Raw genomic sequence first — 17599 nt, 5'->3', positions numbered from 1 at the left:
TTTTAATTATTACTTAGATAAGGGACTTACGAATGTATTTTACATCATCGATCGAAAGCGGCTTTCTTAAAAAATCATGGATGAGCGACGAATCAGAAGCTCTCTCTTTGTCCACAGGGTTAATTGTTGAGCTCAGAATAATGATCTTACTGGTTCTGGATTTTTTCGGGAGCTGTTCATATTTTTCCAAAAATTGCCATCCATTCATTACTGGCATATTTAAATCAAGTAATATCAGATTTGGAGTGATTTCACCTTGAGAGATTTGGAGTAGCGCGTCAGCAGCCTCCGTACGGTCACATACAATCGCATGAATGTCGGCTCTTTCTATAATAATCTTATTCAAATAATTTATAGATGGATCATCGTCAATTAACAAGATTTTTAATTCTCCCATCCAGATTTTCGTTAGAGGTCCATAATTGATATAACACTACAAATAAGAATATGTTAATCAATACTATTGAAATTACTTCTAAAAGAAACTTTCTGGGTAGAAAGATCGATGTTATTTATTTTTTTTCTACGTAGTGCTCAGAACTGAGGTTGAATTAATTCCTTAGTTGATTTAAAGCCTCATTAACATTTAGTGTGGGCCTTTTACATGATTTATTGTAGCAGACATAGATTGTAGTTTCTCCATTCATAGCTGATTTATGTTGGAATGGAGGCTGATCGGATTCCTGAACAGTTCCTGAAATAATCTTTGCTGGGATAAACTGCTTGTTGATCTCATTCACATATTCTTTTGCTTTCGGGCCAACAATGATCACCTCTGCAAACTTGTCTGAAACCTCCAATCCGAGCATACCCCAATTACTCAAATATTCTGGTTCGGTAACGATCAGGTCTTTCACCTGAGCAAGAATGGATTTCCCCTTTTTGATCATCTCATCATCATAGAAGTGTGTTCCAAGATGTATCAGGTTCCAAGCCATGATGGAGTTAGACGATGGAATTACATTATCAAAAAGCTCTTTTTTTCGCGCGATCAACTCCGTGTTTTCATCACTCGTAAAAAAGTACAGATTTTCACTTTCATCATAAAATGCTTCTTCCACTCGTTGAGTGAGAACTTGAGCTAATTCAAGGTATTTTCTGTCAAGTGTTGTTTCATAGTATTTAATGAAAGACTGTATGACCGATGCATAGTCCTCCATAAATCCTTCCATGTTTTTATCCGGGAAGCGATTGAGCTTATCGTCTTTGATCAGTTGCTTTCTGATGAATGTAGCGTTTTGATTAGCTAGTTCCAGGATCGATGAATCCTGCAGTGCCTGAAACGCTTTACTCAAACCCGAGAGCGTTAGACCATTCCAGCCGGCGATGATTTTATGATCCAACCCCGGTCTTACACGCTCATCTCGTTTGTCAAGGGCTGCTTCTTTAAAGGCTGATATCTTTTGGTTAAATTGAACTTCTGTGAGATTTAATTCATTCATCAGCTCTTTTTCATCCTTTACGACTCGTAAGGCATTCTTGCCTTCCCAGTTGCCTTTTTCTTGAACATCGTAATAGGCGGTGATCAGCGAAGAATCTGATCCTGCTAATTGCACAACTTCATCGTAAGTCCAAACATAAAACTTCCCTTCTTCGCCTTCACTGTCCGCATCCAGGGCAGAGTAAAAGCCTCCGGAATCATCCAGCATTTCACGTTTTAGCCATTCAACAGTCTCTACAATTGTCTGTTTAAACTTTGGATTCTTTGTCAACTTATATCCATTGGCATAGAGACTCAAAAGCTGACCATTGTCGTAAAGCATTTTTTCGAAGTGGGGAACATGCCACTCTTCGTCCGTACTATATCTGGCAAACCCACCACCTATGTGATCGTAGATGCCACCATTTGCGATTTTTTCTAAGGTAAATTCAAAGTGTTTTAAAGCCTCTTCATCTTTTGTTAGATGGTAGTAGGTGGCTAGAAACTGCCACACTGAAGGCATGGGAAATTTTGGTGATTTTTTTATACCACCATCTACTTTGTCAAATTTCTTTTTTAATGTGTCAAATGCTGTACTGATTTCTTCATTTGAAAGTGTATGATCGTCACCTTCGAGTTTGTATTTCTCTGACTCTTTAGCCTGAAGGTTTTGAGTAAACGCCTCTGCTGACTCATTTATCTTGTCTCGATTTTTTTCAAATGCCTCATTGATGCTTGTGAGTAGGTTTATCCATCCTTGCTTCGGAAAATAAGTACCACCGTAAAAAGGTTTTTGGTCTGGAGTGAGGAAGACATTAAGTGGCCAACCGCCTTGTAGGCCCATGGCATGGACAGCATCCATATACACCTGATCTACATCAGGTCGTTCTTCACGGTCCACTTTAATGTTGATGAAATGCTCATTCATGATTCGAGCGACGGCAGTATCTTCAAATGACTCTTTTTCCATCACATGGCACCAATGACAACTTGAATAACCGATACTTACCAAAATTGGCTTGTCTTCTTTTTTGGCTTGTTCCAAGGCTTCATTTCCCCATTCCTGCCAATTTACCGGATTGTGAGCATGCTGTAGGAGGTAGGGGCTGGTTGAGTTTATGAGATCGTTGGTGTATTCGTGCATTTCTCGATTTTTTGTGGATTGACAGCCAAGAATGAAAATGAAGATGATTGAAAATTGCTTCATATAATTTGGCTCTTTACTTGTTTGATTTCAACACTGACATCTACTTTTTCATTCATCATTTCGAGTTTATGGAGGGTGTTTTTTAAAAAATTCTGGTGGTTCTTAGATTTGATTTGAAACGGCCGGTGATGAATCGCGGACTGAAGACTGTTCCACTCCTTGATGAATGAAGTTGTCTCGGTATCCAAATACGTTTTGCAAAACTTTTCCCATATGTAGTTGCTTGCTTGCGCAGAGGGGTGGATCATGTCCTCATTGTAAAAACGATAATCTCTTAGCTCGTCAATAAGGATCTCATAAGAAGGGAAATAGCTGACATTGTTATGTTGATCAACAATTTGATGGATTGAATCTATGAGAATTGCCTTGCTTCTATTGTTCTCTACCAAACCATCTTTAATGTGCCTGACCGGACTGACAGTGCAAATGATATTGAGATCCGGGTTGATGTCTCTCAAGTATGCATGTAACGACTCAAATTGATGGAGAATCTCTTTTTGAGTTAGAAATCGCTTTTTAAAACGCTTTGCAGGAACCTTGTGGCAATTAGCAACGATCTTCTTGTCGTCAACTTCATAAACGATTGCTGTTCCTAAAGTAATAATCAGCCATTTCGACTGTTTTAGAAAATCTTGCGTTTTTTTCGCTTGATTTTCGAAGCTCTTTGAGGCTTCCTCTTCACTTAGTCCAGATATTGTTCCATGCGTATCCCAATGATAATGGATTCCCTGACTTTCTAAAACATCACTCTTGTCAGCTTCATTCTTTAGGAGTTTGAAAATAGAGTAGGGATTGTAGATGGTTCCAAAAGGATTGGATAACACCTTAAATTTTGACTGTGTCAGCTTTGCTCCAACCTCATCAGAAAAGCATGAACCGATCAGGAAGATCGGATCTTTGAGATTTATTTTTTCTTTTGAAGCCGGTATTTCAAATGAAAGCTTGAACACTTTTGAATTGAGTTTCAATCAAATTTAAGTGTTAATCATCAGCTTTGAGACTAATCATAATTGGTCGGTGATCCGAAACCTGAGTTAGGTAATTTGAAACACAATCGTCCAGTCTCACAGTATTTGTTGTAGTCAGGTTATCGCACAGTTCGTCGGTAATCAGGATGTGATCGATGTGGCTGGGGCAATAGGAAGCTCCAGTACACGGATAGCTGTAGTCAACTCCAGAGCCATCATAAATAGGATAATCAGCAAATATGTAATTGTCGATATCCTTCAGGAAATTGGAGAATGAAGAACCAGTATCAAAATCTTCATTCCAATCACCAAGTATGATCACTTCCTCGTTCGGATAATTGTTGTCTATGTAGGCCTTCAGTTTTTCACTGGCATCTGTTCTTCGATCTTCCGATCCATCACAACATTTGAGGTGAATATTAATGAGTTTGACTGATAGCCCATTTGCATGGGTAATGTCCACTTCAACAGGTTCTCTGGGGAATGGACTTGTTTGACCGTCAAACAACTCGATTGGTGAGCCAAAACTTGTGATTTCACTTGATTTATAAATATATCCCAGTTCGATCCCACCTCGTACATCATATGCAATTCCTTCATAGCCATCAAGGGAATTAGTGAGTGCGGTGAAAGCATCCATGTCATCTATTTCCTGGATGGCGTAGATATCCGCATCAAGGTTAAGAATGATATCGGCCACCAATTCCACCGTGTTTGATTGCATGGGAAAGTTTTCAATGTTCCATGTCACCACATCAAGGTTTTCTGCTAGTAGTTCCGGTGTACACTGTACAGGCATAGAGCTAAAAGATTCATCCGTGCAAGTGATGACGTATTCAATTGGTTCTTCTTCCTCTTCAATCGGAGTGATTGGAGGTGTATCATCACTTTTGCCACATGCTGATAATAGCACCAGAGAGATCAAGATATACGTAATTTTCATATGGTAAAATTCAATAAAAAAACCCTGAATCTCACGACCCAGGGCTTCTATATCTAAGAATTAAAATGCTTATTCCGCTACCACCTTGATTGTTACCGGGTGGTGTACTTCTTTGTGCAGGTCAAGGGTGGCTGTGTATTCACCTAATTCCTTGATCTTTTGCTCAAAAGAAATTCTTTTTCTGTCTACCTCGTGTCCTTTAGCCGCCAAAGCTTCTGATACTTGAAGAGGAGTAATGGCTCCAAAGATTTTTCCTTTCTCTCCAGCTTTGGTTTTGATTTCCAAAGTGACATCTCCAATCTTATTTGCTATTTCCTCAGCATCCTTTTTAGCTTTTTCAGCCTTGTGAGCTGCCTGACGAATATTTTCCTCGATCATCTTCTTGTTAGAAGAGCTTGCAATAATCGCCATGCCTCTCGGGATCAGGTAGTTTCTGCCATAGCCAGGCTTTACTTCAACGGTATCGTTTTTATAGCCTAGTCCTTGTATATCTTCTCTTAGTATTACTTCCATGTCAGTACTTATTTAAGGGAATCTCCAACATATGGCATCAACGCCAGGTGTCTTGATCGTTTGATCGCCTGGGCTACCTTTCTCTGATACTTTAAACTGGTACCAGTAATTCTTCGAGGAAGGATCTTGCCTTGCTCGTTTACAAACTTTAGCAAGAAGTCAGGATCTTTATAATCGATGTACTTAATGCCATTCTTCTTGAATCGGCAGTACTTTTCCTTTTTCTGCTCTCTGTTTATTGGTTCGTTTTGTAATGTCATTTGGCTGCCTCCTTTTCTTTCTTCTTATTGAATTCGCCTTTCTTTCTTCGCTCGTTATAAATAACAGCGTGCTTGTCTAGTGTAGTGGTGAGAAATCTCATCACTGCTTCGTCTCTCCTGTATTCTGTCTCTAGCTTAGCAATTAGTTCAGGTTCTGCTCGGAATTCAAACAGCTGGTAAAACCCGGTGGTTTTATGCTGAATAGGGTAGGCAAGCTTGCGCAATCCCCAGTTCTCTTCGTTAACAAGCTCTGCGCCGTTATCAGTTAGAACTTTCTTGAATTTTCCGACAGTATCCTTCATCTGAGCTTCAGACAAAACGGGAGTCAAAATGAATACCGTCTCGTAATTCTTCATCATGTTGTAAATAAGTTAAGAACTAATATTTTAAAAATGAGCTGCAAAATTAAGCAATCTTGAGTAACAGACAAGTGAGTTATTCAAACTTTCAATCAAACCAATTCTAGTAATTGGACTATTGACTAAAAGCCTATTGACTGTAGACTAGATTACTTCACCATAAAGCTGCCCTTACCCATCAGGTAGTCATCGGTATATACCTCAACTTTATGCTGACCTATAGCATAATCACTGCCTTTGGTATAAAGAAATGTTACCAGCTGGCTGTTTCGATCATATAGAATCTCTTGCTTAGCCGTATAAAACATCTCTCTGTTCTCGAATGTGAAGGATCCTGATCCTCTTGTTACGTCAAAAAGGACATTCCCATCAGGCGCTATTACACGTAGTAAAAGCTCTTTGCCCTCAATCGGTGCGATTTCATTTTCCACTACCGTGAATTGAATCTTTAGTTGCTCAATATGACGATTTCTATACTCCCCACCATCGCGTTCTTTACCGCGATCGTTAATGGCGTTGATAATCATGCCCTCGATCTGAAGACGAGATGCATAAGCCACCTTACTAGCCAGTTCTTCCTTATTCTTCTCCAGTTCTTGTAGTGTTTGATTTAATTCATTCTTTTCAACTTTCAGGGTTGTGTTTTCCTCAGCTAATTGTTCGTTCAGTACCTTAAGCTGTTTGATCTCCTCGTCTTTAATCAGTAGTAGCTCTTTATAACCATCTACACGGTTGTTAAGCCTAGTGATTCTTCCTCTTTGGTATTCAGCATCTACCAGTAGTTGTTTTTTGTCAGCTTCCAATTGAGCTTTCAATGCCTCCAGGGTATCAATTTCTCCACCCAACTCCTTAATGGTTTGAATGCGAATATCGAGTTCGTTAGCAACAGAGTCCAGCTTTAAATACGTGTCTGAAATTTCTTTTTGCTGCCTGGCTCGCTCATCCTCAAGCTGCTGATTTTGATAATAAAAGAACACTATCGCTACCAAGAGTAAGAATGTAACGACAATAAAAATTGGCGTCCGGTTCTTCTTTGGCTTCATGTAGTCAGGTTGTTCTGCTGATTTATTGTTTTCCATTCTTAAGTTGAATTACGGGGGCAAAAGTAGGAAAATGCACCCGCTTTAAAAACGTAATATAAAATGCTGCTTAGGCATTTCAATTTTCGTAAAAATAAGACCTGCCTGAAAGAGGTCAACAGTGAGGTTGAATCGAGTGTCTGATACAATCTGTCTCCAGGCTTTCTGCATATCTGCAGACCAATAAATGTCATGAATGACGATGCATTTGATGTTTTGGCTATGAGCCATTATTGATTCAACACAAAAAAGCACTGCATCCGATCGATGATCTGCATCAATGAAACATAATTCTGGTTGTTCTTTGATGAGTTGAGGATCTAATACATCTTGCACTACTCCTTGTTTGATTTCGATTTTGTGCTGCAGCAGTTTGGAGAATTGCTTCTGTGCAATGGATGAGATAATAGGGGAGGCCTCAATCGTGACTACTCGATTTACTTTTTCTGGCCCTGCCATGTAGAGCGTATTTATTCCAAGGGATGTCCCAGTTTCCATTGCCCGTTCTATTTTCATCCATTCAATGAGCTTGAACAGGAAAGAAGAAAACTGAGGGGTGCTTAATGAGGTTTTAGCAATGGAGCTAATTGTTTTTTTGTAGGCAGTTTTTGTTTTCAGGTCAAACAGGTCGATGATTTCATGGTTTGATTTTAGTTCCTTCCTCAACTTTTCAACATTGTCCAGACGAAACTTTCTTGCAGGCTTGATTACCTGATTGTATAAGTCAAAGAGAAAAGGAGAGTGCAGTGCATGTGGCCCAACTGCATTGAATTGATACTTCAAATAGTTTTGAAGCCTGAACAAAATGTTGGGTTTCAAATCTTAGTTGAGTTTGAAAGGAACTACCATCAAAAATTCAGGGATTTCTACATTGAATAGGCGACCATCTACGATTCGCTCCATAATGTAATATCCTTTCATTTTACCAATACCTGATCGAAGGTTACAGCCAGACACATACTGATGGATTTCTCCAGGTTCTAATACAGGCTGCTTCCCAACTACGCCTTCACCATCAACCTCATGTTTAGGATGTGCGGCATCAAGAATATCCCAATGTCTAGCTTTGAGTTGTACCGTATTGGAAGAGTTGTTTTCGATTGTGATCCTGTAAGTAAACACAAAGTGATCATTGGCCGGTTGCGAGTGCTCCGGCTGGTAGTTGGTTTCTACCGAAACTTTTATGCCTTTAGTTACTCCAGTGATCATATCTTGGCTGACAATTTAATAGAATTTGAATTTAATTTACCAAGAACAGCACGAAGAAAATTTTATGGATGTAAAAATTGAGAAGAGCTGGAAAGAGCGACTGGAATCTGAATTTACGAAAGAATATTTCCAGAACCTTGTTTCATTTGTGAAAAAAGAGTATTGTTCGAAGCAAATCTATCCTCCGGGTTCATTGATATTTAATGCCTTTGATCATTGTCCTTTTGAGGATATTAAGGTGGTTATAGTTGGTCAGGATCCCTACCATGGACCTGGTCAGGCCAACGGTCTTTGCTTTTCTGTGGCTGATAGAGTGAGACATCCTCCGTCGCTTCAGAATATTTTTAAGGAAATTCAGAATGATCTTGAACAACCTATTCCAGAATCCGGCAATTTGGAAAGGTGGGCTGATCAAGGCGTTCTATTGCTTAATGCTACATTGACGGTAGAGGCAAGAAAAGCAGGCTCTCATCAAAATAAAGGATGGGAACAGTTTACTGACGAGGTGCTTCGAGTAGTGTCTGAAGAGAAGAACAATGTGGTGTTTCTTTTATGGGGAGCTTATGCACAAAAGAAAGGTGCGCTGGTTAATGGAGATAAACATTTAATTTTGAAAGCACCCCACCCATCCCCATTTTCGGCCCATTCTGGATTTTTTGGGTGTAAACACTTTTCTAAGACCAACCAATACCTGTCATCTAAGGGTCTTAGACCAATAAGTTGGTAATTTTACGTTAAATATTAAGTGAAGAAACATTCGGTGTTGTTCCGTTCTTGAGTGATATTTATGAATATGAAAGTAATAAAATTAGTATTGATATTGGCCATTAGTTCCTTCTGGCTAAGTGGATGTGGAAGTGATGACGGTTTAGACTTTAGTGAACCATTAGAAAATGAGGTGAACGAGTTTGTTTGGTCCGCAATGAATGTCTTTTATTATTGGCAATCAGATGTTCCTAATCTTTCTGATTCCAAGAATGACCTATCCTTAAATACTTTTCTTAATTCATACAACACACCTGAAGCTCTCTTTGATGATCTGCTTTATCAAGATGATCGGTTTTCATGGATTGTTGATAATTACGAAGAATTAGAAGCCTCTTTCCAAGGAGTATCTAAATCATATGGATATGAACTTGGTCTGGTTCGTTTGGCAAGTGGAAGTGATGATTTGTTGGCCTACGTGAAATATGTAGTTCCTGGAGGACCTGCGGCAAATGCCGGTTTGAAACGAGGGGATCTTTTCACGCATGTTAATGGTACAGCACTTACCGTAAATAACTATATCTCTACACTTTTTCAAAGTACCAGTTACACATTGACCCTTGCAACTCTTCAGGATAATACAATCTCCCAAACGGATCAGGAGGTAGCTTTAACAGCAGTGGAGCTTTCAGAAAACCCAATTCTACTATCCGAAGTGCTAGAGGTGGAGGGAGTGAAGGTGGGATACCTGATGTATAACCAATTCATCAATAATAATTCCTACCATGAAGAATTAAACAGCGTATTCGGGACCTTTAATACTGAGGGTATTTCTGATGTTGTTTTGGATCTTAGATACAATGGAGGGGGGTCTTTGTTGACCTCAAGAATATTAGCTTCAATGCTTTATGGTAATGCTTCCTCTAATGATATACTTGGATCAATCATTTATAATGACAAGCTTGCTGAGTTCAATTCAGACTTGTCCTTTTTGACATCCATTCCAGTTTTTGACTCTGAAGGGGAGCAGACGTCCACATTGGCGATGAATCGATTGAATTTGAATCGTATTTTTATTCTAACCAGTGGTAGTAGTGCTTCAGCATCTGAGTTTATTATTGCTGGCTTGCTGCCTTATATGGATGTAACACTTATAGGCACTACAACAGTAGGAAAGAATGTTGGCTCAGTTACCTTATATGATTCTGATGACTATTTAAAGTCTGGATCCTTAGATCCTGACCATAAGTATGCCATTCAACCAATCATAAGCCAGCTAGCTAATTCAGCCGGATTTACAGATTACATTGATGGGTTTGACCCAAACATTGAAGTGAACGAGCTTGACTTCTTAGAAGACCTGAAGCCGCTCGGCGATCCAACAGAACCGCTGCTGGCAGAAGCTTTAGGAGTAATTACAGGGGTGGCCAGAGTAGAACGTCCTCGCGACTCTGGTTTGGAAGCTATCAGGGTTGCATCCAAACGAACAGAAACAATATTACTTGATGATGAAAGTGTTCCGAATGTCATCCAATCAATGATACTTAATGAATGAGTCACCACTTAGAACATTTCTATAAGTCAGATAACGAAAAAAAGGCACTCCTTCCGGGGTGCCTTGCTTTGTTTGTATTCTTAGCTCTTGGCTTTGGATTCTTTATTGGACTTTTCTATTTAGTCCATTGGATATCCTGACTATTCTATTCCGTCGAACAGACGACTCCATCTTACCTTGTTAAAGAAACTGCCATTGGTATCCCATGACATCCAGATAAATGATGCCTCACCAACAATATTGTCTTCCGGTACAAATCCCCAATACCGAGAATCATCGGATGCGTGACGATTGTCTCCCATCATGAAATAGTAATCTTTCAGGAAGGTGTATTCGCTCACTTCTTCTCCATTGATTATTAATACATCAATGTCGATCTCAACCGACTCGTGTCCCTCATAATTTGAGATGGTAGATCCATACATCGCCAGGTTCTCTTCATTTACCTCAATGGTCATCCCTCTTGCGGGCACTGTCAATGGTCCGAAAAAATCCCGATTCCATGGGAAGTATCTTGCATCCGGGAATATGTTTTGTTCTGACCGATCTTCAGGAATTAGTTGAAGCGTTACGCTCTCTACAAATGACAATTTTTCGAATTCCTCAGCAACAGAAGATGGCATTAAAACAGAATAACCCTCCGGATACCGAGTCACACTATTGTATGGATTGATATTAAAGTTTTCAAAAACGCGCTCTCGAATGGATTCATTTGTTCGGACGAAGTATTCGTGCTGCATCAATGGTGGGTTTTCCTGCTCCTCACCGTTTATATACACCTGAGTAGCTTTTATTTCGATGGTTTCACCTGCTATTGCAACGCACCTTTTGATATAATGCGTTTTCAGGTCCATAGGATGATACTCGCCACTTTTACGCTGATTATAGTGATCGTTCACAGGATAGTTGAAAACCACCACATCATTTCTTTCTACTTTACCTAAAGAGGGTAATCTCAGGCTTGGCAAAGAGACACCAGGAACATATGAAGGAATTTCTGTTCCCCAGATCGTTTGGTGAGTCAGTGGTACCTGTAGAGGTGTTTGTGGAGTTCTAGGACCATACTCTGCTTTACTTACGAATAGAAAATCACCCACTAACAACGAGCGCTCCATCGACCCTGTAGGGATCACATACGCTTCCATGAAAATCCATCGCACGAAAGTGGCACAAAAAACAGCGAATACGATCGCTTCAAACCATTCCTTACCGAAGGATTTTTTTGGTTTCGGCATCTCAGTGGCTTTACCCAAATAGGTTGTGTCAGTCCACGCGATGTAATTCATATAAATAGGAGCGAAAACTACTCCAAGCACCTGATCCAGATAGGTATATTTTCCAAATGACTTCATTAAATCCAGGTGCATGGTGAGACCAACAAAAAAGTTGATTACCGGCACAAACAGCAGGAGTACCCACCATTTAGGTCGACCTACTAGTTCAAGATGGATGTAATAATTCCAAAAAGGAACAAATCCTTTCCAGCCTTCCTTGCCTGCTTTTTCAAAAAACTTGTAATAAGCTGTGCCCTGCAATACGTACCATAAAATCAGGAACGTAATGACAAAAACAGGATTAAAATCATGAAAGTACATATTGTTAGTTATCGTTTATAAAGTCAGACATGGTGAAAACTCCCTTTTTCTGATGAATCCACTCAGCCACTTTCACAACACCTTCTGCAAAAACGCTTCGATCATGAGCTGTGTGAGTGATGTCAATTGATTCTAAAGGAGACGAATAGCTTACGGTATGCGTACCGGGAACGTTGGGTGTTCGCTCAGAAACTATTCCTAATTTTTTACTGTCGGCAGATTCTTCATTTATCCAGCCTTCAATAGATGGGTGAGAGGTGATGATCCCCTCAGCCAGAGTGATGGCTGTACCACTTGGACTATCTTTCTTTTCCGTATGATGAACCTCCTTCATAGCAGGAGTGAAGTCAAGCTGAGCCATTTTATCAGCAAGCCAATTGTTGAGCTCAAAGAAAAGATTTACTCCAATACTGAAATTGGAGGCGTAAAGAAATGTTCCGTCTTTCTCCTTGCATAAGCGTTCGATTTCCTGAAGTCGGTCAATCCATCCGGTTGTTCCGGATATAACAGGGATGCTGTTATTGATGCAAAAAGAGAGGTTTTCAAATGCCGATTCTGGCTGGGTGAATTCAATGGCTACATCAACATCAGACTGTGCCAACAAGGGTAGATTATCTGAAGAATGAACTATGCAGGAAATGGAATGATCTGCTTTCAGAGCAATTTGCTCGATGGCTTTCCCCATTTTTCCATACCCGATCAATGCAATGTTCATTGGCTAAAATTTCAATACAAATGAAACTCCTACAGCCTGCGAAAATAATGGAGTTGGTTGAATAGAAGGCTCTATACCCAAAGCAAGTTTATCATTGACCTTAAATTCTTCCAGGTGAGCAGATACGTGCGCATCTACAATTTGTAAGATGTAAAAAACGGTACCTGTTATGATGAGCATGTCTCGGTTTCTTCGAAATACATCACGGTTTCTCACCAAAGCAGTTTCGCTTTGAATGATGGATGCGTATGGATTGGTTTGTCCGCTAGCGGTCAGGAGAGCTGCATTTCTTAGGCCATGGTAGACATTGTTGTTGTAATTGATGAAGTGGGCAAAAGTGAGCACACCTGCCCATACGATGGGTACCTTCCAGTATTGTTTATTGTAAATCTGGCCGCCTCCTGGAAAAATAGCTGATAGTAGAGCTGCCCGCTGAGGATCCAGGCTGGAAACCTCTTCGAAAAGATCTGCATCTTCATTCGCTTTTACGAATGTAGAGTCATCTATCAGGATAGGTTTATCCTGTGATACAGCAGACAAAGCGAAGTAGGTGAATGCAAAAACAAATAATAGTCTTTTCATCATGGGCGATTGCTTCACAAAGTTCGCGCCTAAACCTGAATAAAACGGATGATTTTTCCTTAAATGTCCAAAATCTCCAGAATCCTGTTCAAATCTTCGGTAGAGGTGTAAGGTATCTTGATCTCACCTTTATCCTTTCCGTTTGATTTGATAGCGATTTTTGATCCAAAATGAGTTGAGAGCTTACTCTGTAGCTTCTTAAGCTCCGGATCTACTTTTGTTTCCTCTTTTGAGGGTTTTTCCTCTTTCTTGCCTTTGGCTCTTACCAGTTCTTCTACCTTTCGAACAGATAGATCGTTTTTCACAATCTGTTTGAAGATATCCAACTGTAGAGATACATCATCAATGGAGATCAAAGCGCGGGCATGGCCCATGCTAAGCTTCCCATCACGCAAAGCTACCTGGATGTCAGGTGGAAGCTTGAGCAATCGTAGGTAGTTGGTGACCGTGCTTCGGTTTTTACCAACACGATCACCCAGCTCTTCCTGCTTTAAGTCACACTCTGCCAAGAGTCTTTGATAGCTCAACGCTATTTCAATGGCATTCAGGTTTTCACGCTGAATGTTTTCAATTAGTGCCATTTCCAGCATTTGCTGGTCATCTGCCAGACGAATGTAGGCAGGAATGGTCTCTAAACCAGCTTTTTTGCTGGCCTGAAGTCTACGCTCACCGGAGATGAGCTGGAATTCTTTTTCACTGAGTGCACGTACAGTGATGGGCTGAATGATGCCCTGTACCTTAATTGATTCAGCCAGATCATTTAATGCGTCCTCATCAAAATCTGATCGGGGCTGCCATGGATTGGTCTCTATCTTCGAGATTTCAATTTCGCTGATGGCTCCTTTTGGAGTAGCTCCAGATCCACTGATTTTTTCCTTCTCTCCCGAATCTTCCAGAAGGGCACCTAGTCCTCGTCCCAGTCCGGATCTTTTCTTGAATTTACTCTCTGCCATGTTCTCTTCAGGCTGCTTTTACTTCGTTTCTTTGCAAAATTTCTTTGGCCAGATTTAGGTAGCTGATGGATCCTTTGCTATCAGCATCGTGCGTGATGGCTGGCATACCGAATCCCGGGGATTCACTAAGCTTGATGTTTCTAGGAATCATGGTACTGAATACAAGCGACTCAAAATGCATCTTGACCTCTTCCACTACCTGATTAGCAAGGTTTAATCTCACATCATACATGGTCAGTAGAATTCCCTCAATTTCCAGATCAGGGTTGAGCCTTGTTTGAATGATTTTGATCGTATTTAGCAATTTACCCAGTCCTTCTAATGCAAAGTATTCACACTGAACTGGTACAATGACTGAATCTGAAGCAGTAAGTGCATTAATCGTGATCAATCCCAGGGAAGGAGAGCAATCAATAATGATGAAATCATATTCATCTCTTACCTCTGCTAAGGCCTGCTTCATCTTCTCTTCACGCTCCTCGATGTTCACCATCTCTACCTCAGCACCCACTAAATCAATGTGAGAGGGTAGGAGATCAAGAAATTTGATCTGCGTTTCGACAATGCTCTCTTTCGCACTTGCTCCGTCAACCATGCATTCATAGATACTCACTTCTACGCCTTTAGGATCTACCCCAACACCAGATGTAGCGTTCGCCTGTGGATCCGCATCCACAATCAGGGTTTTGAACTCAAGAGCGGCAAGGCTTGCAGCCAGGTTAATGGCTGATGTGGTTTTGCCAACTCCTCCTTTTTGATTTGCTATAGAAATGATCTTACCCATATAAATTTAGTTTCTGATGTGATGTTAGGTAGTGTAAAGAACACAAATATATCCAACCTACTCTCAAGATAATCATGTTGTGAATAACTTGTGTAAAAAAGAAAAACCTTGATTTAATTAAATAGAGCCAAGGTTTTTAGTGCGTTTATCAACAATCTATCTTTCAAACACATGATGATTGAGGAATGATCTACAATCTAAGACTTCCATTTCTGAGAAGTAAAAGTCACTAAGGTCTTCCGTCACGATGCATGAGCAGCCTGACTCTATTGCTGCATAGTATTGAAAACCGTCTTCCAGATCATTGATTTTTGAATTATCAATCGCTTTACTCACCGCACTTTCAGTAATGACGGCCAAGTTGATCATCTCTTTTAGGAGAGCTATTTTCTTCCTGGCAGCTTGCGTTCCACTTTTTTTTGAAGAGAAGTAAAATGCAATTGCAAGGCACAAGCTAGATGTATAAAGGTCAAATTTGCTTGATTTGGCTAAACTCAAAACCCGAGAAGAATAAGTGAAGACAGGGTATTCTTTATTCAGTGTGGCTACAAGAATGTTTGCATCTAGAAAAACCTTCACTTTTTACGACTTTCGTAAAAGGATTTTTTTACCGATTTGGTGGGTTTCTTGTATTCAATCTCACCTTCTGCAACTTGGTGAACCCAGTCTGCAACGGGTAATTCTTCTAAAGATTTGTAAGTATCAGAATCAAGCTGGCTATAAAGAAACTGGGTAAGTCTGGACAGACTAATGTTATGCCTTTCAGCAAATCTCTTTGCAGATTCAATTGCTTTTTGATCAAAACTCAAAGTAACCTTAGCATCCATCCTAAAAAGTTTATACGTCAAAAATAAAATAAGTTTACGTAAAAAAAGAAAAACCCTGATTCATTTACGTAGAACCAAGGTTTTTTAGTGTGTTTATTAACACTATTATTTTTTCTTTTTCTTATTCTTCTGTGCTTCCTGGCTTGCCTTCATCGCATCCTCTAGTCTTTGCTGAAATTTAGATTTCTTCTTATTGGAATTCTTTTTCTTGTTCTCTTGCAGCACACGGTGAATCTTATCCTCATCAATAACCTTACGGAATAAGACAGTCTGACCGAAGGTCACCATGTTGGAAACAAAGTAATAAAAGGTCAATCCGGATGCGTAGCTATTCAAAACGAATAGGAACATGATGGGCATCATGTATTGAAGCGTTTTCATAGGTCCCTGCACGGTGGTGATCTGGCTATTACTCCAGGTGTAAAGAATTGTGGAGAGTGTCATCAGTAATGTGAATAAACTAACGTGATCACCATAGAATGGAATTTCAAAAGGTAAATTCAAGACACTGTCATAAGTAGACAAGTCATGCGCCCACAAGAAAGCCTGCTGTCTTAGCTCCACCGCATTCGGGAAGAAGAAAAACAAAGAGAATAAAATAGGCATCTGAAGCAACATGGGAATACACCCGCTCACCGGGTTGATGCCTACCTGTTGATAGAGCTTCATTTGCTCCTGCTGAGCTTTCTGCATGTCGCCATCATGCTTGGCTTTGATTTCATCCAGCTCCGGTTTCATTGCTCGCATCTTAGCCATGGACATATGCGACTTCCAGGTAAGAGGAGCCAGAATGATTCGTATGACAATTACTACTAATAGAATGATGATTCCGTAGTTGGAGAAGAATCGCTCCAGGAAGTGGAAAATGGGGATGATTAGATATTTATTAACCAATGGCAGTGGACCCCAGCCCATGTCCAGGTTCTCTTCAAAATCCGGTGCTACTTTTTTAAGTACTCTGTAATTGTTCGGGCCAAAGAAGTATCTGGCCTTGAAATTGTTTGCGAAATCAGAGTATGGGATCAGCATCTGCATGGATAGGTTTTTTACTGAAGTAGTATCACCAAAATCTACCGTCTGACTAACATAACCGGATCTGAATGCAGAATTAGCAATAATAGCTGCGGTAAAGAATTTTTGCTTGAAAGAAACCCACTTTACCTGACTTCCCAATGTTTCATCTTCAAACTCAGTAGATCGTTCGGCCAGCTCATCATAGTCACCATCAGCCAACAGGTAGCGAACGTTGCTGTTATAGCGTCCATCCTCTAGATTCTCTTCCGCACGGTTGATCGCATGATTCCAGTTGTATTTTACATCCGTTGGATTCAATACTGTATTCAGATTCTTACTTTCAATACTATATGCTAGCTGGAAGCCAGTTGGAGGTAGCAAATATTTCTGGATAAGGGAAAAGGTTCCATTTGTCAGTACGTATGAAATCTGTGTGGTGTCACCAAAGTTTTTAACCGTTGGCACAAAGGTCAGCTCGGAGAGGTTGATTGTTTTTCCATTGTGATCGACAATCATGTCTGCCTTAGACTTGGATCCATCCATCAAAACCAATGGATTGCCCATGTAATCTTTATGGTTTTTAAGCACAACCTCTTTAATTCTTCCACCAAAGCTGGTGAAAGTCACAACGATCTCATCATTTTCGATGGTTTTATAAGCTTCTTCCTTACCTGTAGCAAAAGCAAAAGCTCCATATTGCTGATTGATTAATGAGGCTTGAACTGAATCAGGTACGGACGGAAGTATTGTAGTAGTGTCTGTTGGGGCAGCTTCAGTTATTGTTTCCTCAACTGGCTCTTCCTGCGTGGTTAATTCCTCAGTAGGAGCAGGGTCTGGCGCAAACCATGTAAAATAAACCGCCAATAGAGCGAACATTAGGATTAGTCCTGTAAATTGATTTCTATCCATTT

At 40.2% G+C, this 17599-nt stretch carries 20 protein-coding genes; 2 read left to right on the top strand and 18 right to left on the bottom strand.

Going from position 1 to position 17599, the window contains the following annotated elements; genetic code table 11:
* Nucleotides 1-13: 13 nt before the first annotated feature.
* The 10 genes from ACXAH9_RS09105 to apaG form a co-directional block, all read right to left on the bottom strand.
* The gene (locus tag ACXAH9_RS09105) at nucleotides 14-397 is read right to left on the bottom strand and encodes a response regulator (RefSeq protein WP_474894548.1); all 384 of its coding nucleotides are present in this window, start codon (nucleotides 395-397) and stop codon (nucleotides 14-16) included.
* Nucleotides 398-551: 154 nt separating this feature from the next.
* Nucleotides 552-2627 carry a thioredoxin domain-containing protein gene (locus tag ACXAH9_RS09100; RefSeq protein WP_474894547.1) on the bottom strand — a complete coding sequence of 692 codons (2076 nt, stop codon included), beginning with the start codon at nucleotides 2625-2627 and terminating at the stop codon, nucleotides 552-554.
* Nucleotides 2624-3595 carry a GSCFA domain-containing protein gene (locus ACXAH9_RS09095; protein WP_474894546.1) on the bottom strand — a complete coding sequence of 324 codons (972 nt, stop codon included), beginning with the start codon at nucleotides 3593-3595 and terminating at the stop codon, nucleotides 2624-2626. Before ACXAH9_RS09095 ends, ACXAH9_RS09100 begins: the two co-directional genes overlap by 4 nt.
* A 13-nt stretch (nucleotides 3596-3608) precedes the next feature.
* Nucleotides 3609-4538 carry an endonuclease/exonuclease/phosphatase family protein gene (locus ACXAH9_RS09090; RefSeq protein WP_474894545.1) on the bottom strand — a complete coding sequence of 310 codons (930 nt, stop codon included), beginning with the start codon at nucleotides 4536-4538 and terminating at the stop codon, nucleotides 3609-3611.
* Nucleotides 4539-4607: 69 nt separating this feature from the next.
* The gene (gene rplI / locus ACXAH9_RS09085; RefSeq protein ID WP_474894544.1) at nucleotides 4608-5051 is read right to left on the bottom strand and encodes a 50S ribosomal protein L9; all 444 of its coding nucleotides are present in this window, start codon (nucleotides 5049-5051) and stop codon (nucleotides 4608-4610) included.
* An 8-nt stretch (nucleotides 5052-5059) separates the two neighbouring features.
* Entirely contained in the window at nucleotides 5060-5311 is a 252-nt protein-coding gene (gene rpsR / locus ACXAH9_RS09080; RefSeq protein WP_349567461.1) for a 30S ribosomal protein S18, read from the bottom strand.
* Nucleotides 5308-5670, bottom strand: coding sequence for a 30S ribosomal protein S6 (gene rpsF, locus ACXAH9_RS09075; RefSeq protein ID WP_424964163.1), 363 nt, complete (start codon nucleotides 5668-5670; stop codon nucleotides 5308-5310). The genes rpsR and rpsF overlap by 4 nt, the downstream gene beginning before the upstream one ends.
* 149 nt (nucleotides 5671-5819) lie before the next feature.
* Nucleotides 5820-6749 carry a coiled-coil domain-containing protein gene (locus ACXAH9_RS09070; protein ID WP_474894543.1) on the bottom strand — a complete coding sequence of 310 codons (930 nt, stop codon included), beginning with the start codon at nucleotides 6747-6749 and terminating at the stop codon, nucleotides 5820-5822.
* A 45-nt stretch (nucleotides 6750-6794) separates the two neighbouring features.
* Nucleotides 6795-7568 (bottom strand): O-methyltransferase, encoded by a 774-nt coding sequence (locus ACXAH9_RS09065; protein WP_474894542.1) that lies wholly within the window; start codon nucleotides 7566-7568, stop codon nucleotides 6795-6797.
* A gap of 3 nt (nucleotides 7569-7571) precedes the next feature.
* Entirely contained in the window at nucleotides 7572-7958 is a 387-nt protein-coding gene (gene apaG / locus ACXAH9_RS09060; RefSeq protein ID WP_474894541.1) for a Co2+/Mg2+ efflux protein ApaG, read from the bottom strand.
* A gap of 64 nt (nucleotides 7959-8022) precedes the next feature.
* Here apaG and ung point away from each other — a divergent pair, with 64 nt between their 5' ends.
* Both ung and ACXAH9_RS09050 read left to right on the top strand, forming a co-directional pair.
* Entirely contained in the window at nucleotides 8023-8685 is a 663-nt protein-coding gene (gene ung, locus ACXAH9_RS09055; RefSeq protein WP_474894540.1) for a uracil-DNA glycosylase, read from the top strand.
* Between the two features lie 66 nt (nucleotides 8686-8751).
* On the top strand, nucleotides 8752-10218 hold the full coding sequence (locus tag ACXAH9_RS09050) for a S41 family peptidase (protein ID WP_474894539.1): 1467 nt from the start codon (nucleotides 8752-8754) through the stop codon (nucleotides 10216-10218).
* A 140-nt stretch (nucleotides 10219-10358) separates the two neighbouring features.
* Here ACXAH9_RS09050 and lepB read toward each other — a convergent pair whose 3' ends face one another.
* The 8 genes from lepB to yidC form a co-directional block, all read right to left on the bottom strand.
* The gene (gene lepB / locus ACXAH9_RS09045) at nucleotides 10359-11813 is read right to left on the bottom strand and encodes a signal peptidase I (protein ID WP_474894538.1); all 1455 of its coding nucleotides are present in this window, start codon (nucleotides 11811-11813) and stop codon (nucleotides 10359-10361) included.
* A gap of 4 nt (nucleotides 11814-11817) precedes the next feature.
* The gene (gene dapB, locus ACXAH9_RS09040) at nucleotides 11818-12528 is read right to left on the bottom strand and encodes a 4-hydroxy-tetrahydrodipicolinate reductase (protein WP_474894537.1); all 711 of its coding nucleotides are present in this window, start codon (nucleotides 12526-12528) and stop codon (nucleotides 11818-11820) included.
* Between the two features lie 3 nt (nucleotides 12529-12531).
* On the bottom strand, nucleotides 12532-13110 hold the full coding sequence (locus ACXAH9_RS09035; protein WP_474894536.1) for a DUF5683 domain-containing protein: 579 nt from the start codon (nucleotides 13108-13110) through the stop codon (nucleotides 12532-12534).
* 59 nt (nucleotides 13111-13169) lie between these two features.
* A complete protein-coding gene (locus tag ACXAH9_RS09030) occupies nucleotides 13170-14063 on the bottom strand; it encodes a ParB/RepB/Spo0J family partition protein (protein ID WP_474894535.1) in 894 nt (297 codons plus the stop codon).
* 7 nt (nucleotides 14064-14070) lie between these two features.
* Complete coding sequence (locus tag ACXAH9_RS09025) at nucleotides 14071-14847, bottom strand: ParA family protein (protein WP_474894534.1); 777 nt, start codon at nucleotides 14845-14847, stop codon at nucleotides 14071-14073.
* Between the two features lie 156 nt (nucleotides 14848-15003).
* Nucleotides 15004-15426 (bottom strand): type II toxin-antitoxin system VapC family toxin, encoded by a 423-nt coding sequence (locus ACXAH9_RS09020; RefSeq protein WP_474894533.1) that lies wholly within the window; start codon nucleotides 15424-15426, stop codon nucleotides 15004-15006.
* Nucleotides 15423-15674: a DUF6364 family protein gene (locus ACXAH9_RS09015; RefSeq protein ID WP_474894532.1), complete on the bottom strand. Its 252-nt coding sequence runs from the start codon at nucleotides 15672-15674 to the stop codon at nucleotides 15423-15425. The genes ACXAH9_RS09020 and ACXAH9_RS09015 overlap by 4 nt, the downstream gene beginning before the upstream one ends.
* 105 nt (nucleotides 15675-15779) lie before the next feature.
* Entirely contained in the window at nucleotides 15780-17597 is a 1818-nt protein-coding gene (gene yidC, locus ACXAH9_RS09010; RefSeq protein ID WP_474894531.1) for a membrane protein insertase YidC, read from the bottom strand.
* Nucleotides 17598-17599 lie beyond the last annotated feature (2 nt).

Source organism: Ekhidna sp. ABH4_415 (assembly GCF_056161305.1).
This window is presented reverse-complemented; position numbering and strand designations above follow the sequence as displayed.